The organism is Bradyrhizobium erythrophlei (assembly GCF_900129425.1).
In the GTDB taxonomy this organism is placed as follows: domain Bacteria; phylum Pseudomonadota; class Alphaproteobacteria; order Rhizobiales; family Xanthobacteraceae; genus Bradyrhizobium; species Bradyrhizobium erythrophlei_C.
Map to the genome: position 1 here is coordinate 918,367 of NZ_LT670817.1, position 26,513 is coordinate 944,879.

Annotated in this window: 21 protein-coding genes; 11 read left to right on the forward strand and 10 right to left on the reverse strand. The window is 62.4% G+C overall.

Features of this window, described 5'->3' with window-relative positions; translation table 11 throughout:
• Positions 1-3: 3 nt before the first annotated feature.
• From B5527_RS04515 to B5527_RS04550, 7 genes are all read right to left on the reverse strand, one after another.
• Positions 4-855: a carbohydrate ABC transporter permease gene (locus tag B5527_RS04515; protein WP_079607064.1), complete on the reverse strand. Its 852-nt coding sequence runs from the start codon at positions 853-855 to the stop codon at positions 4-6.
• Positions 855-1,796 carry a carbohydrate ABC transporter permease gene (locus B5527_RS04520; RefSeq protein WP_079600206.1) on the reverse strand — a complete coding sequence of 314 codons (942 nt, stop codon included), beginning with the start codon at positions 1,794-1,796 and terminating at the stop codon, positions 855-857. Before B5527_RS04520 ends, B5527_RS04515 begins: the two co-directional genes overlap by 1 nt.
• A 91-nt stretch (positions 1,797-1,887) precedes the next feature.
• Positions 1,888-3,222: an ABC transporter substrate-binding protein gene (locus B5527_RS04525; protein ID WP_079600207.1), complete on the reverse strand. Its 1,335-nt coding sequence runs from the start codon at positions 3,220-3,222 to the stop codon at positions 1,888-1,890.
• A gap of 375 nt (positions 3,223-3,597) precedes the next feature.
• Positions 3,598-6,729, reverse strand: a complete 3,132-nt coding sequence (locus B5527_RS04535; protein ID WP_079600209.1) for an efflux RND transporter permease subunit — start codon at positions 6,727-6,729, stop codon at positions 3,598-3,600.
• On the reverse strand, positions 6,726-7,883 hold the full coding sequence (locus B5527_RS04540) for an efflux RND transporter periplasmic adaptor subunit (RefSeq protein WP_079600210.1): 1,158 nt from the start codon (positions 7,881-7,883) through the stop codon (positions 6,726-6,728). Before B5527_RS04540 ends, B5527_RS04535 begins: the two co-directional genes overlap by 4 nt.
• Before the next feature lie 317 nt (positions 7,884-8,200).
• Entirely contained in the window at positions 8,201-9,118 is a 918-nt protein-coding gene (locus tag B5527_RS04545) for a hypothetical protein (protein WP_079600211.1), read from the reverse strand.
• A 135-nt stretch (positions 9,119-9,253) separates the two neighbouring features.
• The gene (locus B5527_RS04550; RefSeq protein WP_079600212.1) at positions 9,254-10,069 is read right to left on the reverse strand and encodes an MBL fold metallo-hydrolase; all 816 of its coding nucleotides are present in this window, start codon (positions 10,067-10,069) and stop codon (positions 9,254-9,256) included.
• A 440-nt stretch (positions 10,070-10,509) separates the two neighbouring features.
• Between B5527_RS04550 and B5527_RS04555 the strand changes: the two genes are divergently transcribed.
• Both B5527_RS04555 and B5527_RS04560 read left to right on the forward strand, forming a co-directional pair.
• Positions 10,510-11,748: a molybdopterin-dependent oxidoreductase gene (locus tag B5527_RS04555; RefSeq protein ID WP_079600213.1), complete on the forward strand. Its 1,239-nt coding sequence runs from the start codon at positions 10,510-10,512 to the stop codon at positions 11,746-11,748.
• Positions 11,749-11,761: 13 nt separating this feature from the next.
• A complete protein-coding gene (locus B5527_RS04560; RefSeq protein ID WP_079607065.1) occupies positions 11,762-12,094 on the forward strand; it encodes a sulfite:cytochrome C oxidoreductase subunit b precursor in 333 nt (110 codons plus the stop codon).
• 37 nt (positions 12,095-12,131) lie between these two features.
• Here the strand turns inward: B5527_RS04560 and B5527_RS04565 are convergent, their stop codons facing one another.
• Positions 12,132-13,874, reverse strand: a complete 1,743-nt coding sequence (locus tag B5527_RS04565) for an ATP-dependent Clp protease adaptor ClpS (RefSeq protein WP_079607066.1) — start codon at positions 13,872-13,874, stop codon at positions 12,132-12,134.
• Positions 13,875-14,052: 178 nt separating this feature from the next.
• Here B5527_RS04565 and B5527_RS04570 point away from each other — a divergent pair, with 178 nt between their 5' ends.
• The 7 genes from B5527_RS04570 (at position 14,053) to B5527_RS04600 (ending at position 22,169) form a co-directional block, all read left to right on the forward strand.
• Positions 14,053-15,066, forward strand: a complete 1,014-nt coding sequence (locus tag B5527_RS04570) for a 1-aminocyclopropane-1-carboxylate deaminase (protein ID WP_079600214.1) — start codon at positions 14,053-14,055, stop codon at positions 15,064-15,066.
• Between the two features lie 307 nt (positions 15,067-15,373).
• Positions 15,374-16,249: a dihydrodipicolinate synthase family protein gene (locus tag B5527_RS04575; RefSeq protein ID WP_079600215.1), complete on the forward strand. Its 876-nt coding sequence runs from the start codon at positions 15,374-15,376 to the stop codon at positions 16,247-16,249.
• 116 nt (positions 16,250-16,365) lie between these two features.
• Complete coding sequence (locus tag B5527_RS04580; protein WP_079607067.1) at positions 16,366-16,884, forward strand: GrpB family protein; 519 nt, start codon at positions 16,366-16,368, stop codon at positions 16,882-16,884.
• Positions 16,885-17,665: 781 nt separating this feature from the next.
• Positions 17,666-20,011 carry a xanthine dehydrogenase family protein molybdopterin-binding subunit gene (locus B5527_RS04585; RefSeq protein WP_079600216.1) on the forward strand — a complete coding sequence of 782 codons (2,346 nt, stop codon included), beginning with the start codon at positions 17,666-17,668 and terminating at the stop codon, positions 20,009-20,011.
• A 159-nt stretch (positions 20,012-20,170) separates the two neighbouring features.
• Positions 20,171-20,779: a LemA family protein gene (locus B5527_RS04590; protein ID WP_079600217.1), complete on the forward strand. Its 609-nt coding sequence runs from the start codon at positions 20,171-20,173 to the stop codon at positions 20,777-20,779.
• A gap of 24 nt (positions 20,780-20,803) precedes the next feature.
• Positions 20,804-21,670, forward strand: a complete 867-nt coding sequence (locus B5527_RS04595; protein WP_154072010.1) for a TPM domain-containing protein — start codon at positions 20,804-20,806, stop codon at positions 21,668-21,670.
• 1 nt (position 21,671) lies between these two features.
• Positions 21,672-22,169 carry a TPM domain-containing protein gene (locus B5527_RS04600; RefSeq protein ID WP_079600218.1) on the forward strand — a complete coding sequence of 166 codons (498 nt, stop codon included), beginning with the start codon at positions 21,672-21,674 and terminating at the stop codon, positions 22,167-22,169.
• A gap of 144 nt (positions 22,170-22,313) precedes the next feature.
• On the opposite strand, the gene B5527_RS04605 is transcribed toward B5527_RS04600, so the two are convergent.
• Together B5527_RS04605 and B5527_RS04610 are read right to left on the reverse strand one after the other, a co-directional pair.
• Positions 22,314-23,126: an MBL fold metallo-hydrolase gene (locus B5527_RS04605; protein ID WP_079600219.1), complete on the reverse strand. Its 813-nt coding sequence runs from the start codon at positions 23,124-23,126 to the stop codon at positions 22,314-22,316.
• Positions 23,123-23,494: a Crp/Fnr family transcriptional regulator gene (locus B5527_RS04610; protein WP_079607069.1), complete on the reverse strand. Its 372-nt coding sequence runs from the start codon at positions 23,492-23,494 to the stop codon at positions 23,123-23,125. Before B5527_RS04610 ends, B5527_RS04605 begins: the two co-directional genes overlap by 4 nt.
• Before the next feature lie 248 nt (positions 23,495-23,742).
• On the opposite strand from B5527_RS04610, the gene B5527_RS04615 reads away from it, so the two are divergent.
• Positions 23,743-24,723, forward strand: a complete 981-nt coding sequence (locus B5527_RS04615) for a hypothetical protein (protein WP_079600220.1) — start codon at positions 23,743-23,745, stop codon at positions 24,721-24,723.
• A 148-nt stretch (positions 24,724-24,871) separates the two neighbouring features.
• The gene (locus tag B5527_RS04620; RefSeq protein ID WP_079600221.1) at positions 24,872-26,440 is read left to right on the forward strand and encodes a hypothetical protein; all 1,569 of its coding nucleotides are present in this window, start codon (positions 24,872-24,874) and stop codon (positions 26,438-26,440) included.
• The last annotated feature ends 73 nt before the right edge of the window (positions 26,441-26,513 follow it).

Consider the following 26,513-nt stretch of genomic DNA (forward strand, 5'->3'; position numbering starts at 1 on the left):
TGCTCACCCCTTGACGGACCCGGTGATGCCGGCGACGTAGTACTCGACGAAGAACGAATAGATGATCGCCACGGGCACCGAACCAAGAAGCGCGCCGGCCATCAGCGAGCCCCAGTAGAATACGTCGCCGCGGACCAGCTCCGACGTAATGCCGACGGAGACCGTCTTCTGCTCCGGCGAGGACAAAAAAACGAGGGCGTAAATGAATTCGTTCCACGACAGGGTAAAGGCGAAGATCCCGGCCGAGAGGATACCCGGCACCGCGGCCGGGAAAATGATGTAGACCATCGCCTGCCACCGCGTCGCGCCGTCGATGCGTGCGCATTCCTCGAGCTCGCGCGGGATCGCCTTGAAGTAGCCCATCAGCAGCCAGGTGCAGAAGGGGATGAGGAAGGTGGGATATGTGAGAATGAGCGCCCAGGGCGTGTCGCCGAGGCGGAAGTTGCGGATGATATCGGCGAGCGGAATGAACAGCAGCGTTTGCGGCACAAGATAGGTAATGAAGATTCCGGTGCCGAGGCTGCCGGCGAACGGAAATTTGAGCCGGGACAGCGCGTAGCCGGCAAGAAGCCCGCAGAAAAGCGAGATCGCCGTTGCAAGCACGGAGATGAAGAAGGTGTTCAGCATCCATCTGCTGAACAGCGTCTCCTCCAGCAGGTAGCGGATGTGGTCGAGCGTCGGATGGAGCGTCCAGAACGGCGTGTAGTTCGGCGCCATCCACGGCCGGTAAAGCTCGGCGTCAGGCCGTACCGTCGTCACCATCATCCAATAGAACGGGAACAGCAGCCCGACGACGAACAGCACGAGCGGGAGATTGAAAAAGATCCAGCGCCGCCAGCGCGCACCCTCGATCATCATAGCGTCTCCACGCGGCGGATATAGAGAAGCTGCACGACGACGACGACGAGCAGCACCGGGAACATGGCGAGCGATATCGCCGCGCCCTCGCCCAGCAGACCCGTGCCGACGCCGATCTGATAGGCGTAGGTGGCGAAGAGCTGCGTGGCGTTTGCCGGTCCGCCGCCGGTCAGAATATAGACGAGCTGGAAATCGGCGAAGGTCTGGATCACCGAGAACAGCACAACGACCATGGTGACCGGCAGCAACAGCGGCCACGTAATATAGCGGAAGCGCTGCCAGGGCCGCGCTCCATCGATTGCGGCGGCCTCTGCCAGCTCCGGGCTGATGGTCTGCAATCCAGCCAGCAGGCTGATCGCGTAGAACGGCACGCCGCGCCAGATATTGACGATCATCACCGAGACGAGCGCCAGAACGGGATCGCCCAGCCAGTTGATGCGAGTGCGGATGATGCCGAGGTGAAACAGCGTCCAGTTAATGACGCTGAAGGTCGGATCGAACATCCACTTCCACGCAAAGGTCGAGAGCACGGTCGGGATGATGAAGGGCAACAGGACGAAGGCGCGGGTCATGGCCTTCCCCCTGAAATGGCGGTTGAGCAGCAGCGCAAGCCACAAGCCCAGCGCCAGCTTAAAGACGGTCGTCACCGCCGTGTAGAGGATGGTGTTCCAGACTGCGGTCCGGAAGATGCTGTCGTTCAGCAGCAGCGCGAAATTCTGTAGCCCGACGAATTTTCCGGGCACGCCAACCTTCGCGTCGGTCACCGCCAGCAGCACGCCCCTGATGAAGGGATAGGCGATGAAGAGGCCGAGCAGCACCGCCGTCGGCAGCAGGAGAAAGAAGGCGAACCAGCGTTCGTTCTCAAGGACCCGCGTGACCGGCCCGCGCCGCGACGTGGTGACATAGGGCTTTGCACCGACGATGGATTCGACGGCCATCGAGCGTACCCCCGAACCTAATGCGGAAGCACTGCGGCTGCGCGCCGCAGCGCCGAGCCGATAACGAAACTACTGCGCCGGGGCAGAGACTTCAAGCGAGATGGATCTTCGCGACCTCCTCGTGCGCCCATTTCACAGCGTCTTGCGCCGGCGTGCCTTGTATCGCCTTGGCGGTCATGTCGACGATGATGTACTTGCTCAGCACCTCGGCCGCGTGCCGGTCGGCCTGTCCGGCGTAGCCGGGGAAACGCCCCGCCCGCGCGGCCGTCCGGAAGGGCAGCATCACGGGGTCCTTATCCCAGAGCTTGTCCTTCTCCCAAATCGTGGTCGCCCCAACGGAGTAGCCCTGCTGCGAATCGAACCACGCCTGATAGACCTGTTTCGAGGTGATCCAGCGCAGGAACTCCTTGCCGGCCTTTGGGTCCCTCACATACTTCATGAGCATGTTCGACATCGGGAGGTGATAGCCGAACTGGCCGGCTGCGCCCTTCGGCAGCGGCGCGTGCAGAATGTCCTGAAAAAGGGGCTGGCCGGTTTCGGTAAGATAGACGTCGGGCTTGCGCTTGGCCTCAAGATAAATCGACGCGCCGTTTAACGTGCTGCTGATCGTGCCTGCGAGGAAGGCCCGGTTGTTGCTGGTGTCGTCCCAGGCGAGTCCGCCGTCATCATAGGCGTCGCTCCAAAAGCCAACGGCGAACTCGACCGAATCGACCGTCTCCTTCGAGTTCAGCACCACCGTCTTGCCGTCCGCTTCGATCTCCTTGCCGCCCCATGACCAAAGATACGGATAGGCATAAGTCGGCGGGTCGCCGAAGCTGTGGCTGACCGCTTGACCCAATGGCCGGCCCTTCGCCTTGAGCTTCTTGCCGGCCTCGCGATATTCCTCCCAGGTTTGCGGGAATTTCGGCGCGTCGTAGCCGATCTCCGCGAACCAGGATTTCCGGTACGCCAATTGTGCGCCGAGCACGCACCACGGCACTGCGATCCATTTCTCGCCGTCATTGGCGACGACGTGTGATTCCTCATAGAAGCCGCCTTGCGCTTTGCCGATCTCCTCGGCCACGTCGCTCACGTCGACGACACTCTCAGGATAGAGCTGCGCCCAGTTGTTGAGCGCGCAGATCACGTCCGGCCCAGTGCCGGACTGAATCGCCGAGGTGGTCCGTGCCTGGATGTCGTTGCCGTTGATCGTCTCGATGTTGAGCTTGATGCCAAGCGTCTTCTCGCATTCGGGCGCGATCACTTTGCGCAGTACCTCGTCTGACGCAGGAACAAAATCGTTCCAGCGCAGCCAATGGATCGTCGTCCCCTGTGCGTAGGCCGGCGCTTGCCTCAGGGCGAGAATTGCGGCGATTCCGCCGGTTTTTGCTGCGACTGCACCCCCGCTGGAAAGCGCAAGAAGCTTGCGTCGAGTTATGCGGGCCATGATTGTCCTCCCTGTTATTTGTAAGTCGGGGCCTCCTTTTTTGAGCCTCGCCAAAAGACTTGGGAGTGACGGATTTGAGATTCAATGCCGGGCTCGCCCGATAGCCATTCCTGACGTGCTTGCTGCACTGCAGGCATCGGCCGCGGCGGTCCTTGCGGTGCAGCGAAACATCTTTGAAACGCGCCGACAGGTCTTTCAGTCTCAGGCCGCCGTTATCAGGGAAAAGAGGCTGCAAACCCTCGAGAGGTGTCAGAAGCTTGCTGCCATCGGCAAGCCCGGCGCGCCACCGGCCCAGATACATCGGGACGTCGACGGTCATGAGGAACGCCGGGTAGGCTGAAATCCTGTTATCGCGATGGCGAGGACCGGAGCGCCCTATTCCGCCGCCCGGTTCGGAACGAGGTCATGTTGCTCTTCAGCCTTGGAATGGGTTCCGGGCTGGTGGTCACTGTGCGATCGACGCGTGAGCTTGCTCAGATAGATGTAGATGATCGGGGTCGTGAACAGCGTAAGAAACTGTGACAGCAGAAGGCCGCCGACGATTGCAATGCCAAGCGGACGGCGCAACTCCGAACCAGCTCCCGATCCGAGAGCCAATGGGAGACTGCCAAGCAAGGCCGCCATAGTCGTCATCATGATGGGACGAAAGCGCAGCAGGCATGCTTCGTAGATGGATTGCTCCGGTGTCAAATGCCGGTTTCGCTCCGCGACCAAGGCAAAGTCGATCATCATAATTGCGTTCTTCTTCACAATTCCCACGAGGAGAATAACGCCAATTAACGCGATCAGGGAGAAATCGTAGCCGAGAACGATCAGGGCCAAAAATGCTCCGACGCCTGCCGAGGGCAGCGTCGAAAGAATCGTAATGGGATGGATAAAACTTTCGTAGAGAATCCCGAGAACGATGTAGACGGCGATGACCGCAGCCGCGATCAGGTAAGGCTGGGTTGCCAACGATGTTTCGAAAACCTTGGCCGATCCCTGATAGAGGGCCGTGAGCGCAGCAGGCTTTGCGATTGTCTGTTCCGCATTCTGAATTGCGGTGATTGCCTCGCCCAGGGAGTGTCCTTGTGCGAGGTTGAACGACAACGTTACCGAAGGGAACAGATCCTGATGGTTGATCGTGAGTGGGGAGACCGAGATCTCGGATTTCGTCAGCACGGATAACGGTACCATCTGTCCTGTCGCCGACGGCACGTAAAGCTTCTCGAGTGAAGACGCGTCTTCCTGAGAGCTGGGCGTGGCTTCAAGGATGACACGGTGCTGATCGAGTTGACCAAAAATTGTCGCGACCTGCCGCTGTCCGAATGCATCGTAGAGCGTATCGTCGATGACCTGCGGTGAAATCCCCAATCGGCCGATGGCGTCGCGATCGATCTTGAGCATCATGCGGGGCGCAGTCGCCTGCAGATCGCCGGTCACGTCCTGCAGTTCCGGTAGTGACGAGAGCTTCGCCAGCATGATCGGGGCCCATTTGAAGAGCTCGGCAACGTCGGGATCCTGCAGGGTGTATTGATATTGAGTCTTGCTGACGCGGGCGCCGATCTGCACGTCCTGGCGGGCTTGGGCGAAGAACGCGATCGCCGGCACCCGGGCGGTCGTTTTCCGCAGCCGGTTGACGACATCGGTCGCGCTCGCCTTGCGCTGGCTTAGGGGCTTGAGGTCGATCATCAGGCGAGCGCTGTTCACGGTGGGATTGGCGCCGACCCAATAGTAAACCGTCTGTACATCCGGATCGGCCATCACGACCCTGGCCAGTTCATGCACCCGTTCCACCATGGCCGCGTAGGAAATGTCCTGGGCGGCTTCTGCGGTTCCCTGGATGGTGCCGTTGTCCTGCTGCGGAAAGAAGCCTTTGGGAATGGCAATGTAGAGCAATGCGGTGGCGGCAAGCGTCACAGCCATCACGGCTATCATCGTCAGCCGGTGGCGTAGCGTCCAGCGGAGACTGGCCGCGTAGGCGTCCAGCGATCGCGTGAAAGCGGCATCGAGAAAAGTCTCGATCGTTCCGGGTTTCGAGTGGTTCTCGTCCGCCCGCAGCAGCCAGCCGCACATCATGGGCGTCAGCGTCAGGGCGACAATTCCCGAGATGACGATCGCCACGCTCAACGTGACGGCGAATTCGCGGAACAGCCGTCCGATCAGTCCGCCCATCAGCAGCAACGGCAGAAAGACGGCTATCAGGGAAAATGTCATAGAGAGAATGGTAAAGCCGATCTCCCGCGATCCGATCAGGGCCGCCTGCAACGGGCGCTCGCCGGCCTCGATATGGCGAATGACATTTTCCACCATCACGACGGCGTCGTCGATGATGAAGCCGACCGCGATGGTGAGCGCCATCAACGATACGTTGTCGATGGTGTAGCCGACCAGGTACATCACCGCGCAAGTCGCCAGAAGGGAGACCGGGATGGTGACGCTTGGGATCAACGTGGCGCGCGAATTGCGCAGGAACAGGAACATGACCAGCACGACAAGGCCTATGCTGACGGCCATCGTGAACTGGACGTCGCCGATCGACGCTCGGATGGTCTGGGTGCGGTCACCGAGGATTCGCACAACGATCGAAGGCGGCAGGGTGCGCTGCAGCCCCGGCAGCGCATCTTTGACCAACTGGACCGTTTGGTTGACGTTGTAGCCGGGCTGCTTGTGCACGTCGATGACGATGGCCCGCTCGCCATTCAGCCATGCGGCCTCACGAACGTTTTCGACGCCGTTGACGGCCTTGCCGAGGTCGCTGATTCGGACCGGCGCCCCGTTGCGGTAGGCGACGATCACCGAATTGAAAGCCGACGCGTCGAAAATCTGGTCGGTCGTGTCGAGCGTCAAGGATTGCCTTTGGCCGTCCAGAGTGCCCTTCGGAGCATTGACGGTGGCCGTGCCGATGGCCGCCCGGACGTCCTCGAGGCTCAACCCCATGGCCGATGCTACGCTGGGGTCGACCTGCACGCGCACGGCGGGCTTTTGTTGGCCGTGAAAATCGACCAATCCGACGCCGGTGATGCGGGATATCTGGGGAGCAAGGTAATTTTCGACATAGTCGTCGACCTTCGCGATCGGCAGGTCGGGCGACATAATCGCAATGGACATCAGGAGCGCGTCGGCCGGATTGATTTTTTCATAGGTCGGAGGATTGGGCAGGTTCTTGGGCAATTGGCCGCCGGCTGCGTTGATCGCCGCCTGGACGTCTTGTGTGGCGCCGTCGAGGCTGCGGCTGAGGTCGAATTCCACCTGGATGGAAGTCTGCCCGAGCGAGCTCGCGGAGCTCATCGAGGTTACCCCCGAAATCAGCGACAATTGCCGTTCGAGCGGCGCTGCCACCGATGTGGCCATGGTCTCTGCATTCGCCCCGGGCAACTGGGCCGATATCTGGACAGTCGGGATGTCGACTTGCGGCACTCCGGCGATCGGCAGCAGGAAGTAGGCGACCAGGCCGAGCAGGATCAGGCCGATGACCAAGAGCGTCGTGGCTGTCGGTCGTACGATAAAAGGAGCTGAAAAGTTCATGGTGAATTTGCAGAACCGGTGTCAGCGGGCGGTGCCGTTTGTGCGGCGACTTCGACTTTGCTTCCGGCCTGAATTCGATATTGACCGTCGGTCACGATCTGCTCTCCGGCTTGCAACCCGCCGTCGATGATTGCGATGGTCTTGTTCAGTACGCCGACCTTCAAGGGCCGCTTCTGCACGATGCGGTCGCCGTCGACCACGAAGGCATAGGGCCCGTCGGGGCCCTGCTGCACCGCCGTCACCGGTACCGCTATTACGTTGCGGCGGACCGCAAGCTGGATGCGAAGGTTGACGAACTGCCCAGGCCACAAGACGTCGTCGCCGTTTTCGAATTTGGCCTTATAGTTGATCGTTCCGGTGGCCGGATTGATCTGATTGTCGATCACGGCAAGCACGCCGGTGGCCAGAGTCCGTCCGTCTCGATCGAGCGCCGTCACGACGACGTCCCCGGTCTTCGATGCGGCGCTGAGCTGCGGCAGCGAATCGGCGGGCAGCGCGAAGCTGACGAAAATGGGGTGGATTTGATTGATGGAGACGATGCCGGTCGTATCGCTTGCTTTTACGATGTTGCCTGCATCGACCAGGCGCGTCCCGACACGGCCGTCTATCGGCGAACGGATGGTGCTGTAGTTCAATTGGACCTGCGCCGTGTCGATCAACGCCTGATCGGCCTTGACGATTGCCTCGGTCTGCGCAGCCAGGGCTCGGGTGGTGTCGAGCTGCTGGGCAGTGACCGCACCGTTCTTCGCGAGATCGGTATACCTGGCCAGATCGTGGCGAACGTTGCCGAGTTGCGCCTGATCCTTGAGCTTGTTGGCTTCTGCCTGCGCCAGCACCGCTTCAAACGGCGCCGGGTCGATCTCGATCAGTATGTCTCCGGCATGGACATCCTTTCCCTCTTCGAACCGGATCTTGACGATTTGACCGTCTACCCTCGGCTTGATGAGCACGCTGTTGAATGCTTGAACCGTCCCGAGACCCGCCAGGAAAACCGGCACATCCGCGCGCCTTGCCTTGTCGGTCATGACCGGGACGGCGACCTCGCCGCCCCGCGCGGCCGACTGCGCAGGGGAAGGCTGCCACCAGCGGGTTTCGACCAGAATAGCGGCCGCGCCGGCTGCAAGCAGGGCCGTGATCAGGACTAAGCGGCGCACTTCTGCTCCTGGCTACCGATTTTTGGCTGGTGCGATGGCCGAACGCGTTACGAAGCCAGTCATGGGCCTACCTGACTTCAACCGTTTGAGGAAGGTGACGCTTTGGCCATTGAGGATGGAAGAAGCCGCGGGTGGGATAATCCAACACGCCACGCGTATAAGCAAGATATGGCCGCATTGAGCCCGCCGTCCCGATGGCGATCACGATGATTACCAATGGTGTGCCCGGACAATAGAGACCCGGCGGGTCCGCGCAAGGCGCAGCGCGGTGACAGGCTCCGGTCAGCCGGCGTGCGCCTAAACGCCGGGGCGCGCCATTACCGGGGCTGCTGGCCGATGACTGCCAGCGCGTCCGGCGACCAGCTTGCGACCGTCGCTTCGGTGCGATAGCGCGGGAGATGATCGTCGAACGAGTAGAAAACGCACAGCGCGAGGCTGGCCCAGACCGCCGCACTGAAATAAAGCGACATCCAGACAATCTCGTCCTTCCACTCGGCAAGGTCGTGGGTCACGACCCAACGCGTGCTGACGTCACGGAGACCCTCGAGAGGTGTCAGAAGCTTGCTGCCATCGGCAAGCCCGGCCCGCCACCGGCCCAGATACATCGGGACGTCGACGGTCATGAGGAACGCCAGATAGGCTGCAATCCCCGTTATCGTGATGGCGAGGACCACGCGAACCGGACCATCGAACTCCGGCAGCAGCCGGCAAAGGCCAATCCCGACGACGAAAAAGGCAACAGCCCAAAGCGAGTTTTCGATGGCGTTGCCCAAATAGTTGGTGGTCAGCACCGCATGCCATGAGAGGCATTCCGCGATCAGGATCAACGGCAGGATCACCCACGCGGCGTTCAGGGTGGTGTCCGCTGCCGTCATCGTGCCGAGCTGGTGCAGGATCATCGCCCACTGCGCCGCGAAGCAGATCTCGGCCACGGTTGCGACCGACCGGCCGACGACCACGCTCGACAGCCACGTGTCGAACAAGCAAATCCGCTGAACGTCCGCGCGAGGAAGAACCGACCTGAATGCGCAGCCAAAAACGTAGGCCGCACAGAGCAGAAGCATGAGCCCGATGCCGGACATGCTGCCGAGACTGCCCGTCGGTTGTTCGTGGAGCTGGCGGTACAGCAGGAACCAGACCGCGATATTTGCGCCGCTGACCAGGGTCAACAGACTCCACCACCAGGCCAGCGGATTTGACCACCCCAGCGAACTTGACCGCACCCGCCATTCCATACTCATGGACCGCTCCGCGTGTAACCGAACCGACATCGGATTGTAGTAGTTCTGTCACAAATCGCGGCCGGTCACGACAAAAATATGCGTGAGACGGGTGCCCGCGGGAGCCCATCGAGCCAAAGCGATTTCAGCTCAGGGGGCTTCGCGCTCGAGCCATTCGATATGCCGGGCGACCGAAACCTCCATGGCATGTTCGGCGTTTTCCGGAATGACCGCGTTCCAGAACGCGCCATAAATCGCGTCGTATTTGAACGGCATGACGCGCTCCGCGATGGTCCGGACCGCGCTCGCGCCGAGCGGAATGAAGTTGGGATAGGAGCGCATGAAGCCAAGATGCTTGCGGTCGGCCACCACCTGCAGCAGATCGCCGGAGAGCAGCGCGCCGCGGCCGTCGCATCCTTGCGCCCAGTGCATGATCGTTCCGCCATCGAAATGGCCGCCGGTGCGCAGCAGCGTCAGGCCCGGGGCGATTTGCTTGGTCTCGTCGGTCCATAGTTCGAGGCAGGGATCAGGCCACATGATCCATTCGCGATCCGCGGCATGAAGATAAACCGGTATGCCGCCAAATGCCCGGCTCCAGTCGACCATCGTCGTGTAGTAGTGCGGATGCGAGATCGCGATGGCGCTGAGGCCGCCGACGCCCCTGATCAGATCGACCATCACATCGCTGACCAGGCTGATGCAGTCCCACAACACGTTGCCTTGTCCGCTGGGGACCAGAAGCGCGCGCTGGTTGATGCCAAATGCCGGCGTCATGCCGATCCCGATCAGGCCGGCTTCATTCCGGAATGTCGGCATATGGCTTCGCTCAAGACGCTTCAGCGTGGTCCAGGCCTGTCCGCTCGGCGGCACGAATTGCCGTTCCTCGTCGCAGATCGCGCACGCGTCCGGCGGATCGGGCGTCGGCGCATATTGGGTGCCGCAGGTGGTGCAGATGAACGCGTCCATGACATCGCCTCAAGGCAGAAACAGGGGGGCGCGTGTAATAACATGAAAGGCCGACTGGCATCCCTGACGTTCGATCGGAGGAACAGCCAACATCACTATCAATTGAATCGCGCGCAGCGAAGGCGGAACCAAGGCCTATTCCCCCGTTTTTCAGACGAGTGCCGGGCCTCGTTCAGCTGCCGCGGCGTCGCATACACTCAAGCGTGATGAGCATGGTGCTCGCTTCTTCCCACATTTGCCTTTAGTGGGGGCGAACAACGAGAAGCGACCTGGAAGCAGGGCCAGCATTCGCGAAAACGCTACGGTAGACGATCTTCAGGCAGCGCGCCCGCGCCGCCGGACTCACTCACCCGATAGACCTCGTGAGCTCGGCTGTCGTCAAGTCTGACGCGGCTGATTTCGTTTTGTTGCGCCTCAAGGATGCTGGATAGGAGTAGTTGATGCGGGAATATGACGTGCGACCATCGGATCTGACGCGGCGCCGCGTGCTGGGTGGAATGGGGGTCGCCGGCCTGGCGCTAATGTCCTCGCCGGCATTGGCGCAGGAGACGGTCGATCTGCACGTGCCGGGCGGTCCGAGCACGCGGATGATCACCACTTCCTATCCGCAAAAGGGCCGAATGATCCTGCAGCGTTCAAGCCCGCCATGGCTTGAGACGCCTTTCGAAGTCTTCGACAAGGGCGTGTTCACCCCCAACGACCAGCACTACGTCAGTTGGCACTGGGCGACTTTTCCGGGCGACATCGATGTGGACAGCTTTCGTCTGACGGTGCGAGGCCAGGTCAATCAGACGCTTTCGCTGTCGCTCAAGGACATTTTGCAGGGCTTGCCGAGATTCGATATCGCCGCCGTCAACCAGTGCGCCGGCGCTTCGCGCCTCTACGCCGTTCCCCGCGTCGCTGGTGCTCAATGGGCCAACGGTTCGATGAGCAACGCGATCTGGACCGGTGTGCGTCTCAAGGACGTGCTTGACCGCGCCGGTGTAAAACCTGGCGCGATTCAAGTCCGCTTCGGCGGCCTGGACGAGCCGGTGATGCAGGACGCGCCGAAATTCCTGAAGTCGCTCACCATCGACCACGCGCGCGACGGCGAGGTGATGATCGCTTTCGCCATGAACGGCGAGCAGCTTCCATTGCTGAATGGATTTCCGTTGCGGCTCGTCGTGCCCGGCTGGTGCGGGGTTTACTGGATCAAGATGCTGAACGATATCGAAGTGCTGGATCAGCCCGACACCAATTACTGGACGGCGACCGGCTACCGCGTGCCCGATACGCCGCACAATACCGTCAAGCCCGGCGAGACCGGATTCAAGATGGTGCCGGTGACCCGCAATGTTCCGCGGTCGTTCATCACCAACATCCGTGACGGCGACAGCGTGCCGGCGGGGACGCCGGCTTCGGCGCGGGGCATCGCCTTCGGCGGCGATTGCGGCGTTGCCCGCGTCGATTTGTCGATCGATGGCGGCAACAGCTGGCAACCGACGAAACTCGATGCCGATCAGGGGACATACGGCTTTCGGCGATGGCAGACGCAATTTACGCTGCCCGCGCGCGGCGCGCGCACCCTGATGGTTCGCTGCACCAACACCAGGAACGAGGCGCAGCCCGATTTCAAGATCTGGAATCCGTCCGGCTACATGTACAACACCATTGAAACGACCCATGTGGTCGCGGCCTGAGGAGGAATCAGGAATGCTCCGTGCTGTTCTGCCGATGGCCGCCGTTCTGGGTCTCGCTCTGTTGCCGCATCCCGGCGAGGCCGCAACGATCACCACCTTGAAGTCGCTGAAACTGGATGTCCCCCTCAGCGACGCGATGTTCCCCGCCGGTCCGGGATCGGACGCGATCAACAACAACTGCCTCGCCTGCCACTCGGCCGACCATGTGTTGAACCAGCCTTCGCTGTCCAGGGAAGCCTGGCAGGAAGTCGTCAACAAGATGATCACGGCCTACAAGGCTCCTGTCAGCCCTGACGACGCCAAGGCGATCGTGGACTATCTGGTTCGCACCAAAGGCGCGTCATAGGTCCCTCGCGCGCGAAGCCGCGGCGCTAATATGGCTGTCATCCGTCGGCCATTTCGCGCGCCCCGCCCAGCAGCTTGACGTTGAGCTTGCCACCCGCGAACAGCATATCGTCGAGCGCTTCGCCGATGTCGCCGGGTTCGACGGTTGTACCGCCATCGCGGGTAATGCTTGCCTGTGCGATGCGCCGCATCAGTTCCTTGATGAAAGCGGCGCTGACGCCCTTGGTCCGCTGCGCGGCCTCCTCCACGACGGCATCGCCGAGCGGCAGACCCGTGCCATAAAGCTGGACGAGCTTTCTGCGGCCGATGTCGTCTGGAAGCGGCACCTCGATCGCCTGGTCGATGCGGCCGGGGCGGCCCGCCAGGGCGCCCTCGAGCTGCTCCGGCCGGTTGGTGGTGAGGATGAAAAGGATATCCGCGTCCTGCTTCAGTCCATCCATTTCGTTGAGCAGGGCGTTGAGCAACGATTCTTCGCAAGCCCCCATCTCGTCGCGATCGCGCGCAATGAGATCGACGTCCTCGATCACGACCATCGCCGGCTGCAGAAGACGGGCGAGACTCATGTATTGGGCGAGCAATGCGACCTGCGCGGCGGTAATGATCAGCGTGGTGTGACCGGGCAGGTTGCTCGCCAGATACCGGATGGTGTGGGTCTTGCCGGTTCCGGGCGGTCCGTAAAGCAGGATGCCCTTGCGGGTCGATTGCCCCAGCCGGCGCAGCTGCGGGCGGCTCCCGACAAAGCTCACGACGTTGCGGTCCAGCAGCTTCAGCGTGGCTTCGGGCAGGATCACGTCCTCGCGTTGAACCGGCGGCAATTTGTGGACCATGACGCCTTTCGAGCGTCCCCGGTAATCATCGTCGCCATCGAGCGACAATATCTTGCCGCGATAGGAGCGCGCTGCGTTGACCGCGCCCTCCAGCTCGGAGAAACAGCGTTGCACGAACTCCGCGCCGTCAGCGCCGGCAGGCACGGCGATCTCGATGCGGGTCCCAGGCTCGTTCCTGTATTCCCGATGCGAGGAGAGGACGACCGCGTAGCGGAGGCCGCCGGTTCGGCAGAGCCACAAGCCGTTGACGAGACATTTCACGGGGTCGCTCTCGCCGACATCCACATCCTGATACTGCGCCGGTGCGAGAGCGATCGCATTCCGGCCATCTCTGGTCAGGGCGGCGATGTTCACTGTCTCGTAGCGGTATTGCTCGTGGATGCCAAAAAATCGGATCGGTGATGCGAACAGCCTGTCGATGGCCACCTGAACGTCCGCGCGCATGTGCCCTGGGAACTGGCGCGAGGAGGCGACCAGCTGATCCCGCGGGATGCCGGCGAAATGCCAGTCGAGCGCTTCGCAGGCATACTCGAACTGCTTCCTGCCGGTGACCTCGGAGAGGTTGTTCGTGATCTGGTGGACGCAGTCATTGCAGACCAGGGTGTCCTTCCCTCTCAGTGAAAGCCGGTTCTCGCCGGAAAGCGCGCCGCAGAGTTTGCATCTGTCTGGTATTTCGACGCCCTCCGCAGCCGGCTCGCTCGTGATCAGGAGCGGATGACCCGAGGTGCGGATGCGCCGTCGGGCAGCTTGAAGCATCTTGTTCGCAACATCGCGCGGATAGGCCCCGGAGATGGCTTGTCCGTTCTTGTCGATCGTCGCGACGAATTTGATCGCGTCGAGCATCGGCTTCTTGAACACCAGGCATAGAAGCTTGATGACGAAATCCTCTGGAGTTTCACCGTCCTTATGAAAGGTGACCTGGAGGTGCCCGGCAGCCGCCTGAACAGTATCCATGAAATATTCCCCCGCACTGGTTGTGGTTTCGAAGACATGCTCGCGACTATGGCACTGGAGACGGAACGGAACAAGAACATATTTCTGCGCATTTCCGGCGCGCAAGAACATGAAAGGGCCGGCGGCGAGGAATGCTAGTTTCCAGGACATCGAAACGTCTGACGGAAGGCCACCCCGCATGCTGGAAAAGTTCGAACGCTATCCGCTCACTTTTGGACCCACGCCGATCGAGAAGCTGGAGCGCCTCGGCGCCCATCTCGGCGGCAAGGTCGAGCTCTACGCCAAGCGCGAGGACTGCAATTCGGGACTGGCCTTCGGCGGCAACAAGCTGCGCAAGCTCGAATACATCATTCCCGACGCGATCGCCTCCAACGCCGACACCCTGGTCTCGATTGGCGGCGTGCAGTCGAACCATACGCGCATGGTCGCCGCGGTCGCGGCCAAGATCGGCATGAAGTGCCGGTTGGTGCAGGAAAGCTGGGTGCCGCATGAGGATGCGGTCTATGACCGGGTCGGCAATATTCTTTTGAGCCGGATCATGGGCGCCGAGATCGAGATGGTCGACGAGGGATTCGACATCGGCATCCGCCAAAGCTGGGAAGACGCCATCGCCGACGTCAAGGCCAGGGGCGGCAAGCCCTACGCGATCCCGGCAGGCGCCTCGGTACATAAGTTCGGCGGCCTCGGTTATGTCGGCTTCGCCGAGGAGGTGCGGGCGCAGGAGAAAGAACTCGGTTTTGCCTTCGACTACATCATCGTCTGCACCGTCACCGGCTCGACCCACGCCGGCATGCTGGTGGGTTTTGCCAAAGACGGCCGCGCGCGCAAGGTGATCGGCATCGATGCCTCCTTCACGCCGGCGCAGACCAGGGCGCAGGTACTTGCGATCGCGCAGAACACGGCAAAACTCGTCGAACTCGGCCAGGAGATCGTCGACGAGGATGTGGTTCTGCTCGAGGACTACGCCCACCCCGCCTACGGCGTTCCCTCTGCGGAGACCAAGGACGCGATCCGGCTATGCGCGCGCCTCGAAGGCATGATCACCGATCCCGTCTACGAGGGAAAATCCATGCAGGGCATGATCGACCTCGTGCACAAGGGCTATTTTCCGGAGGGATCGAAGGTGCTCTACGCCCATCTCGGCGGGGCGCCGGCGATCAACGGCTATGCCTATGCGTTTCGCAATGGGTGAGGGCGGTGGTCGTTACAATTCTGCCAAGCCGTTTGAGGGACACAGAGCTCTTCGCGCTCCCTCGCCCCGCTCTTCGCGGGGAGAGGGTTGGGGTGAGGGGCTCTCTCAACCAGCGCGACTCGCCGAGAAACCCCCTCACCCGCCCGGCTTCGCCGGGCGACCTCTCCCCGCAAGCGGGGCGAGGTGAGGGCGGCAGCGCCGCTCGTGCTGCCGTAAGTGAAAGCCTTTCTCGCGAGCGATCCCTGAACTATAGAAGATAGTCCTCATCCGGCGCCGCCCGCGCCATCCGTGAAACGCGATCTCCACCATGCCCGATTTCCACGGCGTCTTTCCCTATCTGGTCTCGCCGGTTGACGCCAACGGGCAAATCCGCGCCGAGGTGCTCGGCCGCCTCTGCGACGATCTCATCACGTCAGGCGTGCATGGGCTGACGCCGCTCGGCTCGACCGGCGAGTTCGCCTATCTGAACAACGTGCAGCGCATCGCGGTGGTGCAGGCCACGATTGAAGCCGCGCAACGCCGGGTCCCCGTGGTCGCCGGCGTGGTCTCGACCTCGACGCCGGATGCGTTGGCACAGGCGAAGGCCTATCAAAAGATGGGCGCCGACGGGATCCTGGCCATTCTCGAGGCGTATTTTCCTTTGGCCGACGCGCAGGTCGAATCCTATTTCCGCGCCATCGCCGACGCCGTCGATATTCCCGTGGTGATCTACACCAACCCGCAATTCCAGCGCTCGGACCTCTCGCTCGACGTCATCGCGCGGTTGTCGGAGCATCCGCGCATCAATTACATCAAGGATGCGTCCACCAATACCGGGCGGCTGCTGTCGATCATGAACCGCTGCGGCGACGCCATCCGCGTGTTCTCGGCGTCAGCTCATATTCCGGCCGCGGTGATGTTGATCGGCGGGGTGGGGTGGATGGCGGGTCCCGCCTGTCTCGTGCCGCGGCAAAGCGTCGAACTCTACAATCTCTGCAAGGCTTCGTGCTGGGACGATGCGCTGGTGCTGCAGCGGCGGCTGTGGCGCCTCAACGAAGCCTTCGCGCGCTACAATCTCGCCGCCTGCATCAAGGCCGGGCTGGCGATCCAGGGCTACGACGTCGGCGATCCCATAGCACCGCAGGCGGCGCTGACGCTCGACGAGCGCCGGGCGGTCGAGGCGGTGTTGCGGGAGATCGGGTGAGGCCGTTGCCGGAGGTGTCGTCGTTCCCGGGCGCGAAGCAGGGATCCGGAACCCCCGCGCAGCGCTTTTGGATTGCGAGGCTGCGCCTGCACATTCCGGGTCACGGAGCCGAGGATATGGATGAGGTCGAGATCGTCAATTATGATCCGCGCTGGCCGGTATTGTTCGACGAAGAGGCCGAGCGGTTGCGGGCCGTACTCGATCCGTCCTTGATCGTAGGGCTTGAGCATTTCGGAAGTACGGCCGTTCCCGGCTTGTCGGCCAAGCCCATCATAGATATCCTGATTGCGGTCCGATCATTGGCAGACGCGCAAGCCACCTTTGTCGAAGCCCTTCGAAATCTTGATTACGTCTATTGGGCCGATAATCCGAAGAAAGATCGAATGTTCTTCGTTAAAGGCATGCCGCCCTTTGGATCGAGGCGCTCCCATCATGTGCATGTGACCGAGCCACAGGCGGAGATGTGGCATCGGCTGGCGTTCAGGGATTATTTGCGCACTCATCCAGAGGAAGCCCGGACTTACGAGCAGTTCAAAAGACGATTTGCCGCCGAACATCGGACGGATCGCGAGGCTTACACCGACGCCAAATCTGCCTATGTCGAAAGTGTGATGCGCAAGGCAATAGCTTGTTGACGAGCGGCGGAGTGCGTCGTGTATGCACCGAGGCAGTCTCTGCCCGTGAATTCCCAAAGCCGATTGCTCTGCTGATTTGCCCGACGGGCTCCGGCCCAGGAAGTCTGTCCAGCCCCTTTTGAAAAAATATTTCTGATTTTCAGAAAACCCAAATCAGTTGTATATCTCTGGCCGTCCCGTCCCACTCAGAGGGGCGGCTCGCGACGTCACGGACGCGGGGCGGGATGCGGTGGACGCGGCGGCGCGCTTGACGGGCGTTGCTTGCAGCGGACGGCGAAGACGTGTGGTCCTGACACCCCGACGCTGGTGTCAAGTTTTGCGGATTAATCCGCGTAACGACGGTGGCAAGAAAGCCGATCACCGGGGAGAGCACGGTATAAGCCGTAAACCATTGCGTGCGGGAATGTCGGGTGTTTTCCGATGGCTCGCTGTGAATACTCGTGTGCATACTTACTACCCCATGCGCACACGAGGCTGCGGGTGCATCGGGCGCCCGGCATTCCCCACGCCCTCTGGTCAAGAGGGCGGAAGTTGATGGCAAAAGCCCGGGCGCCTCGCGCCGCGGGGCGCAAACGCGTGTCTGGATTGGGCGCTTTCAAGAGCAACTCGTCATGCCCGGGCTTGTCCCGGGCATCCACGTCTTTAGTTTCTCGGTCTGGAAAGACGTGGATGGCCGGGTCAAGCCCGGCCATGACGATTCCTGGAAAGGCTGGGGTTGGCCTCTTCCTTGCCTATCGGCTAGAACCAACCCAATCGGACAAGAGACTCGAAGGACAAACTGATGAATATTCTTCCCGGCAATATGCGTTTCGGTACGGGCCAGCCCGTCAAGCGTCTTGAAGACCAGAGACTTCTGACCGGGAAGGGGCTGTTCATCGACGACAAGCCGGAAGACGGCGCGCTGTGGCTGCATGTGGTGCGCTCGCCGCACGCCCATGCCAATATCCTGTCCGTCGATACCAAGGCGGCGTCTGACATGCCGGGCGTGGAAGCGGTCTACACCGGCGCCGACCTGATCGCCGACGACATTGGCACGCTGCCGACGCTGTTGATTTTCCAGCGGCCCGATGGCTCGGCGATGACCGCGCCACCGCGCCGGCTGCTGGCCCATGAGATCGTGCGCTTTGCCGGCGAGCCGGTCGCAGCCGTGGTCGCGACATCGCGGGTCGCGGCGCAGACCGCGGCGGAAGCGATCGCGATCGAATATAAAGTGCTGCCGTCGGTGGTTGACCCCGTCGAGGCGATCAAGCCCGGAGCGCCGGTGGTGTGGGCCGATGCGCCCGACAATATCGTGGCGGCGATGAGCTATGGCGACGCGGCCGCGGTCGAAGCTGTATTCGCCAAGGCCGCGCATGTGGTCTCGCTCGATCTGGTCAGCCAGCGGCTGATCCCCTCGGCGATGGAGCCGCGCTCGTCCATCGCCGAGGTCGACAAGAAAACCGGACGGCTGATCCTGCATACGCAGTCGCAGACCCCCGGCTCGGCCCGCGACCTTCTCGCCGAAGCCGTGCTGAAGCGGCCGAAGGAAAGTGTGCGCGTGCTGGTCGGCGACATCGGCGGCGGTTTCGGCCAGAAGACCAGCCTCTATCCGGAAGACGGCATGGTGGCCTATGCCGCCGTCAAGCTGGGACGCAAGGTGCGCTGGCGCGGCGACCGCACCGACGAGTTCGTCGGCGGCACCCATGGCCGCGACCTGACCTCGACCGGCGAGTTCGCGCTCGACGCCAAGGGCCGGGTGCAGGCCTACCGGGTGCGCTCGCTCGGCGGCACCGGCGCCTACATCGCCGGCGCCGGTACCATCATTCCGCTGGTGCTCGGCCCGTTCGTGCAGTCCGGCGTCTATGACCTGCCGCTGGTGCACTACGACATCAAGGCTGTGATGACCAACACCGCGCCGGTCGGCGCCTATCGCGGCGCGGGCCGGCCCGAAGGCGTGTTCATCGTGGAGCGGCTGATGGACGCAGCCGCGCGGCAGCTCGGGATCGACCCGCGCACCATCCGCAAGGTGAATTACATCAAGCCCGCGCAACTGCCCTACACCAACGCGGTCGGGCAGATCTACGATTCCGGGGCGTTCGCGCACATGCTCGACCGCGCCTCCAAGCTCGCGGACTGGGACGGCTTTGCCGCACGCAAGAAGGCGGCCAAGAAGAAAGGCCTGCTCTACGGCCGCGGCCTGACCAGCTACATCGAATGGACCGGCGGGCGCGCGCATACCGAAAAGGTCAGCCTGCACGCCACAGCCGAAGGCCGCGTCATCCTGCATTCCGGCACCATGGCGATGGGGCAGGGGCTGCAGACCACCTACACCCAGATGGTGTCGGAAGCGCTCGGCATTGCCATGGACAAGATCGATATCATCCAGGGCGACACGGATCTCGCGACCGGATTCGGCAGCGTCGGTTCGCGCTCGCTGTTCGTCGGCGGCACCGCGCTGGCGGTCTCCGCCAACGACCTGATCACCAAGGCCCGCGAAAAAGCGTCGAACGTGCTGGAAGCCTCCGTCGAGGACATCGAATATCGCGACGGCTGGCTCACCGTGGTCGGCACCGACAAGCGCATCGGCCTGTTCGACATTGCGAAGAAGGAAGCCGGCGCGCGGCTGAGCGTGGACAGCGAGGGCGAAGTCGACGGGCCGAGCTGGCCCAACGGCACCCATATCTGCGAGGTCGAGATCGATCCGGAGACCGGCGTCAGCCGTGTGGTGCGCTACACCACGGTCGACGACGTCGGTGTTGCCGTCAATCCGATGCTGGTGACCGGGCAGGTGCACGGCGGCGTCGCGCAGGGTATCGGGCAGGCGCTGTACGAAGGTGTCTCCTATGACCCGGAAGGGCAGTTGCTGACCGCGAGCTACCAGGATTACTGTGTGCCGCGCGCCGACGACGTCCCGCCGATCGAGGTCACGCTCGATGATTCCGCGCCGTGCCGCACCAATCCGCTGGGCGCCAAGGGTTGCGGCGAATCCGGCGCGATCGGCGGTCCGCCCTGCGTCACCAACGGCGTGATGGATGCGCTCAGCGAGCTCGGTATCAAGGCCCTCACGACGCCGCTGACGCCGATGAAAGTCTGGCAGGCGATCGAGGGAGCGAAGGCGGCGGGGGTGGCGTCTTTCCCGTCGCGTTGAACCAACCACCGTCATTCCGGGGCGATGCGAAGCATCGAACCCGGAATCTCGAGATTCCGGGTTCGCCCTAACGCGCGCCCCGGAATGACGAGCGAGAAATTATAAGGCCCATGCCGCATCATTCTGATACCCTCCGTCAAATATTTGCAGGAGAATTACATGCGCAAATTATGGACCGTGCTGGCGGCGCTGGTGATGTTGAGCCTGACCAATTGTGGTTACAACGCGATCCAGACCAATGAGGAGCAGGTCAAGTCGGCCTGGTCCGAGGTGCTCAACCAGTACCAGCGGCGCGCCGATCTGGTGCCCAACCTCGTCAATTCGGTGAAAGGTTTCGCCCAGCAGGAAAAGGATGTGCTGCTCGGGGTGACCAATGCGCGGGCCAAGGTCGGCAGCATCCAGGCGACGCCGGAACTGATCAACGATCCCGGCGCCTTCGCCAAGTTCCAGGCCGCGCAGGGCGAACTGACCAGCGCGCTGTCGAAGCTTCTGGTGGTAACCGAGAACTATCCGCAGCTCAAATCCGATGCGCTGTTTCGCGACCTGATGGCGCAGCTGGAAGGCACCGAGAACCGCATCACCGTGGCGCGCAATCGCTACATCAAGTCGGTGCAGGATTATAATGTCGGGATTCGCACGTTCCCGAACAACCTGACGGCGATGGCGTTCGGATACAAGGAGAAGGTGAACTTTACGGTCGACAACGAGAAGGAAATCTCGACCGCACCGAAGGTCGACTTCAATCCGGCGCCGGCGCCCGCCAAGTAATTCGGCAACCGATTGATCACCGCGATGAACGCTGCAAGAGCCTCCATTCTTGCGCTGCTGATGTGCTGGGCTTTTGCAGCCTTTGCCGACGTCGCGGTGCCGCCGCTTACGGGGCGGGTGGTCGATCAGACCGGGACGCTTTCCAGCGGCGACGTCGCCTCGCTGACGCAAAGCCTGAAGGATCTGGAAACGCGAAAAGGCAGCCAGGTCGCGGTTTTGATCGTGCCGACGACAGCGCCCGAGACCATCGAGCAATATTCAATCCGGGTCGCGGAAGCCTGGAAAATCGGGCGCAGGAAAATCGACGACGGCGCGCTGCTGGTGGTTGCCAAGGACGACCGCAAGCTCCGGATCGAAGTCGGCTACGGCCTCGAAGGCGCGCTCACCGACGTCAGCGCCCGGCGCATCATCGATGAAGTCATCACGCCGAAATTCCGTAGTGGCGATTTTGCCGGCGGGATTTCCGCCGGGATCGACCGGATCATCCGGGTGATCGACGGCGAACCGCTGCCGGCGCCGGAGCCGCAGCAGAGTTTCGGCGGCGGCCAGGACCGTTTCGACATCCTGTTCAATCCCCTCATCATCTTCGCTGTCTTTGTGATCGGCGCGGTGCTGCGCACCGTGCTGGGAAGGCTGATAGGTTCGGTTGCGACCGGCGGCGTCGTCGGAGTGCTGGCGTGGCTGACCGTGGGATCGCTGGCGTTCTCGGCAATCGCGGCGATGCTGGCCTTCGCCTTCGCGATGTTCGCCGAGAGCATGGCGTCGTCGAGCGGCCGCGGCGGATTTGTCGGCGGCGGCTCGTTTTCCGGCGGCAGCAGTTCGAGCGACAGCGGCGGGTTCAGCGGCGGTGGCGGCAGCTTTGGTGGCGGCGGCGCGTCGGGGAGCTGGTAGCATGGGCATCAAACGCATCGGCAGGCATCTTCTCGAACACCATTGGCGGGTGCGGCGGATCTTTACGCCCGCCGTGCTGGCCGCGATCGAACAGGCGATCAAGGCGGGCGAGGCCACCCATTCCGGGCAAAGCCGCTTTGTCGTCGAAGGTGCGCTCGACGGCGTGCCGCTGTTCAAGAATCAATCGGCGCGGGAGCGTGCGCTGGATATTTTTTCGCATCTGCGAATCTGGGACACCGCCCACAACAGCGGCGTGCTGATCTATCTGCTGCTGGCCGACCGCCAGGTCGAGATCATTGCCGACCGCGGCATCGACGCCAAGGTCGGCGCCGCCGGCTGGGAAAAAATCTGCGCCGACATGGAGACGGAGTTCAGCAGCGGAAATTTCGAGCGCGGCGTCATCCAGGGGATTGAAGCGGTGTCGCGACAGCTGGCGGCGCATTTTCCGAAGCATGGGGCAGGGAAGAACGAACTGCCGGATGCGCCGGTGGTGATGTGAAATAACTGTCATTCCGGGGCGCGAGTGAAACGAGCGAACCCGGAATCTCGAGATTCCGGGTTCGCGCTGGCGCGCGCCCCGGAATGACGGCGGGTGGTTGAAGGCCCACGCCTTGATCGAAGACCGATGCGCCCGAAAAACGAATCAGCCGTCGTCGAGCTTGTTGAGATCACGCACCGATTGCATGATGGGCTCGAAGTTCGACCGCGCGTCGAGCGCGTCGAACAGTTGCGCGGTGTCCGACAGCAGCCCGTGCGATCGCGCAATCGCGATCCGGACGTCGTCCTGCGGCGTATCGGACAACCGGCCGTGTCCCGACAGCAGGATTCTGGAATTCAAGCCCTTCAGCCGCTCCAGCGACTGGATATAGTCGCTGATGCTGCCCGATCCGAACACGCCGCCCATCACGCCGCCGGGCATCAGGGTGTCGGCGGCAAACAGCAGTCCCTGGTCCTGATCGAACAGGCTGATGCAGGCCGAAGTGTGCCCCGGGGTGTACATCACGTCGAGGCGGAAATTGCCGAGGTCGATCAGGTTGCCCTCTTCCAGCCAGATGTCCACATTGATCGGCACGTCCGGCTCGTTGAACATCTTGCGCAGCATCGAGAAGTCGTCGCGCAGCATGATCTTGTTGGCGGCCAGCCGATGCGCGGCAATGATGGTTCGACCGCCGAAATGCCAGGCGGCGCCGATGTGATCGAGATGTTCGTGGCTGAGGATCACCATGTCGATCTTGTCCGGCGGACAGCCGACATGATGCAGGCATTCCAGCAACGCGGGGAAGTTCGACGACAGCCCGACATCGATCATGATGGTGCGGGATTTGCCGCGCACCAGATAGGCGTTGGCGGCCCGATTCTTGAAACGGATCTGGTAGACGTCTTCGCTCGCCTGGATCAGCGAGCAGACGTCGTTGTTCAGCAGGATCGGAAACGGGCTCGGCTTGCGGTCGCTCATGGGTTGGCCGCCTTGAAGGTGACGGCATTGGACGCCCGCAGCCGCTTGCTCAGCGCATCCATGATCATCAGCGCAAACGCCGGCTGCTGGCTGACAAGATACACGAAGCGGGCATGATTGATCCGCATCACGCGGGTGTTGGGCGCGGCGGCGATCGCGGTCGCCGAACGGGAGGAGCCGTCGATCACGGCCATCTCGCCGAAGAATTCGCCCTTGCCGAGCGTCACGATGACGGTCTTGGTGGCGCCGCTGATCTTGACGATGTCGATCTTGCCGTCGAGCACCACGAACAGCTCGCGGCCGGTCGAGCCTTCCTCGAAGATCACGTCGTCCACATCAAATTCGTTGATGCATTTTTCGATGGCCATGGAGCTCCCCGCCTTCTGGCTGGTCTGCCCGTCCATGTTAATCGGGAAATACGACGGCGCAAACGATGCATCGGGGCGGTAGGCAGTTCCGCAGGGCAGCATAAGCCAGGGTTGCCGCCGCTGCCTTCGGCGGTTGAGCGGGGCCCTACCGGACGATTTCCTAAAATTTCGGTAAGCGCGGCTGCCGGTAACGATTTCGCAAGCAATGAAAGGTTACCAAATAGTCAACCTTTAATGGAGGTTTTGACGTGAACGAGCAACAGGCCGAGCAGACCAGCGTTGAACCGGGTTCCCTCAATGCCGGGCCAGCCGCTCCCACTTTGTCGGACGCGCAAAACGAGCCGGTGGCGGCTTCGATACAGGCGTCGGCGCCGATCGACGCTCCGGATCTCGTGCCCGAGCAGGACGCCGCGGTGGAACCCGCCAAGGCGGATGCCGCCAAGGCCGATGCTCCCAAAGTAGAAGCGCCCAAAACAGCCGCGCCCAAGGCAGATGCGCCGCGCACCCCCGGCAAGCTCATGATCATGTCGCCGGACGATCGGGCTTGGGGCAACCATGACGACGCCGCCCCGGAACTGGAGCGCGAGCCTGCTCAGGGCATGTTCGGCAAGCGCGGGCTCGCCGCACTGGCGGCCGTGGTCGCGTTGGCGGTAGTTGCAGGCGCGCTCGGCGGCGTGCTGGCAACCGCCAGTCTTTCGCATTCTGTCGGCGATGACACCGCGACCTCAGGCAATCGTGCGCTCGAAGCTTCCGTGGCGCGGATCGATGCCGACGTGCTGGCGCTCAGGGCCAGCGTCGAACATACCTCCAAAATGGGCATGGCCCAGTTCAACAAGACCAGCGACCGCCTCGACAAGCTCGAGAAGGCGCAGTTGGAGCCGGCCGCCAGGCTCGCCAAGCTCAGCGAGGCCGTGGACAAGCTCCGCGCCGCGCCGCCCGCTGCTCCCGTGCCGGTCGCCGCAGCGCCGGCTGCGCCGAAGGAAGTCACGGGCTCGATTTCGCCGCCGGCGGTGGCGGCGCCCAAGGTCGAGGTGGCGAGGCTGCCGACCGTGGAAGGCTGGCTGCTGCGTGACGTCGCCAATGGCGGCGCGCTGATCGAAGGCCGGCTGGGAATCTTCGAGGTATATGCCGGCGATCCCGTGCCGGGCCTCGGCCGGGTCGACGCTATCCGCCGCCAGGATGGCCGCTGGGTGGTCGTGACCAGCAGGGGTCTGATCGTCGCGCGCTAAAGCTTCACCGCGACGTGAAGCGATGGTTCCGCTGCATCCTGATTGCCGCGAGACAGCCTGACGGCTTTTCGGCTATTTTCCGGAGTAGAAAACGCTGCCCGCAAGACGCTTTGTTGTGGCGTCTTCGGTCGGCGGCGTTGGTCGGGAAATGAGCCCTGTGTTGCGATTTCTTGGTGCGGTCTTGATCCTTCTCGCCGGCGTGCTGCCTGTGCGTCACGCACAAAGCGCAGCTGCGCTGGAACGTGGCGCCGCGATTACCGATCCCGAAGGCTTGCGCGAACTCGATCGCGAAAGATTTGGCCTCGGCCGCATCCTGCTGCCGGCAGCATCGGTTGACGTTCCTCTGGACAACAGCCAGTTGTTCGCGCTGCCGTCGATGGCTCCGGTCCGCAAGGCGCTGGACGATGAGTTCGACCGATACATCGCTAGGCACAAAGCCGATCTTCCGAACGAAACCATCGGTGTCGGAAGTTCCTTCGATTTTCAGCTGTTCGATCGCGCGCTGCTGTATTCGGATCATTCGCGCTTCGTGCTTTCGGGCATCGTCAACCGGATGGACCGCGCCTATGTCTCGCCGGACACGTGCGGTGAAATCCGGCTGATCTATCGCCTGACGCGGACCGACGTGGCCGAGGCGGCCGACGCCGTGGCCTCGCCGCGGCTGCCGATGACCCTCAACGTCGTGCTGAAAGCCAAAGGCGCGATCGATGCCGGCGCCAAGGCGATCACCTGTTCCGAGATCGCCCGCCGCTGGCTCGCAGCCGGCGATCTGTCGGTTACCGGCGCGGAGCTCGCGGCCAAACTGACCTCGAACGACGGTCCGCTGGAATTGATCGGGCCTGAAAATGTCTACCGCATCGAGACCAATCTCCAGATCGCGCATGCGCCGAAATCCGCGATCCGCGATTTCCGCACCGACTATCTCCTGAAGGTGTTCGATTACAACGCGCAGTCGCAGGGGTTCGAGGAAGCGCCGCTGGAGAACCAGATCGACCGCGAGCGGATTCTGACGGACCAGAACCTCAGGCGCGACTTCAAGGCGTGGCTCCTTGACCCCCGGCATTTCGCCGAACTGGATCGCGGCACGATATTGATCCCGGACAAATTTCTTGCCCGCGGCGCGGTCGCCCCGACCCCGGTCGGATTTGGGGCATCGAACCTGCAGCCGGAATTCGGCCTGGTGCAGGGCGATGACACGGCGGCCGAGCCGGTGTTCAAGGAAACCGATGTCGTTGCGGCATTGAAGAAGGCGGCGGAAAGCGGCGTCAGCTTGCAAAATATCCGCTCCGTCGCCGGCTTCGAGCGCCGGCTCAACGACGTCACCTGCGCGGGCTGCCACCAAACCCGCGGCATCGGCGGCTTCCATTTCTCCGGCGTCGACTGGATGGCAGCCAGGCCCGACAATTCAACCGTGGTGCCGGCGTCGCCGCATTTCTTCGGTGACCAGATCCGTCGCCGCGATATCCTCGCCTCGCTGCGCGACAATAGGCGCCCGGATTACTCCCGCGGCTTCTCCAGCCGACCGCAATTGCGCGGTAGCCGCGAACTTGCGGGCACCGAATATGATGACGGCTGGGGCGCGCATTGTTATCTCAAGCGACCAAACAACGCCGACAATGACAGCAGCTTCAAATCGTGGAGCTGCGCCGCAGGGCTCGCCTGCCAGGCCGTCGACAAGGCCTCGCGCATGGGGATGTGCTTCGTCAAAAGCCAGTAGAACAGCGCTTGCGATGGTGCGACTGCCAGATTGACAGTGGTCTCACTAATCGTGTTCTGTTGACCCGAAATTC

Excerpts from the sequence above, each read along its gene's own strand:
- B5527_RS04515 (WP_079607064.1), bottom strand. The coding sequence starts at position 855 with ATGATCGAGGGTGCGCGCTGGCGGCGCTGGATCTTTTTCAATCTCCCG.
- B5527_RS04520 (WP_079600206.1), bottom strand. The coding sequence starts at position 1,796 with ATGGCCGTCGAATCCATCGTCGGTGCAAAGCCCTATGTCACCACGTCG.
- B5527_RS04525 (WP_079600207.1), bottom strand. The coding sequence starts at position 3,222 with ATGGCCCGCATAACTCGACGCAAGCTTCTTGCGCTTTCCAGCGGGGGT.
- B5527_RS04535 (WP_079600209.1), bottom strand. The coding sequence starts at position 6,729 with ATGAACTTTTCAGCTCCTTTTATCGTACGACCGACAGCCACGACGCTC.
- B5527_RS04545 (WP_079600211.1), bottom strand. The coding sequence starts at position 9,118 with ATGGAATGGCGGGTGCGGTCAAGTTCGCTGGGGTGGTCAAATCCGCTG.
- B5527_RS04550 (WP_079600212.1), bottom strand. The coding sequence starts at position 10,069 with ATGGACGCGTTCATCTGCACCACCTGCGGCACCCAATATGCGCCGACG.
- B5527_RS04555 (WP_079600213.1), top strand. The coding sequence starts at position 10,510 with ATGCGGGAATATGACGTGCGACCATCGGATCTGACGCGGCGCCGCGTG.
- B5527_RS04560 (WP_079607065.1), top strand. The coding sequence starts at position 11,762 with ATGCTCCGTGCTGTTCTGCCGATGGCCGCCGTTCTGGGTCTCGCTCTG.
- B5527_RS04565 (WP_079607066.1), bottom strand. The coding sequence starts at position 13,874 with ATGGATACTGTTCAGGCGGCTGCCGGGCACCTCCAGGTCACCTTTCAT.
- B5527_RS04570 (WP_079600214.1), top strand. The coding sequence starts at position 14,053 with ATGCTGGAAAAGTTCGAACGCTATCCGCTCACTTTTGGACCCACGCCG.
- B5527_RS04575 (WP_079600215.1), top strand. The coding sequence starts at position 15,374 with ATGCCCGATTTCCACGGCGTCTTTCCCTATCTGGTCTCGCCGGTTGAC.
- B5527_RS04580 (WP_079607067.1), top strand. The coding sequence starts at position 16,366 with ATGGATGAGGTCGAGATCGTCAATTATGATCCGCGCTGGCCGGTATTG.
- B5527_RS04585 (WP_079600216.1), top strand. The coding sequence starts at position 17,666 with ATGAATATTCTTCCCGGCAATATGCGTTTCGGTACGGGCCAGCCCGTC.
- B5527_RS04590 (WP_079600217.1), top strand. The coding sequence starts at position 20,171 with ATGCGCAAATTATGGACCGTGCTGGCGGCGCTGGTGATGTTGAGCCTG.
- B5527_RS04595 (WP_154072010.1), top strand. The coding sequence starts at position 20,804 with ATGAACGCTGCAAGAGCCTCCATTCTTGCGCTGCTGATGTGCTGGGCT.
- B5527_RS04600 (WP_079600218.1), top strand. The coding sequence starts at position 21,672 with ATGGGCATCAAACGCATCGGCAGGCATCTTCTCGAACACCATTGGCGG.
- B5527_RS04605 (WP_079600219.1), bottom strand. The coding sequence starts at position 23,126 with ATGAGCGACCGCAAGCCGAGCCCGTTTCCGATCCTGCTGAACAACGAC.
- B5527_RS04610 (WP_079607069.1), bottom strand. The coding sequence starts at position 23,494 with ATGGCCATCGAAAAATGCATCAACGAATTTGATGTGGACGACGTGATC.
- B5527_RS04620 (WP_079600221.1), top strand. The coding sequence starts at position 24,872 with ATGAGCCCTGTGTTGCGATTTCTTGGTGCGGTCTTGATCCTTCTCGCC.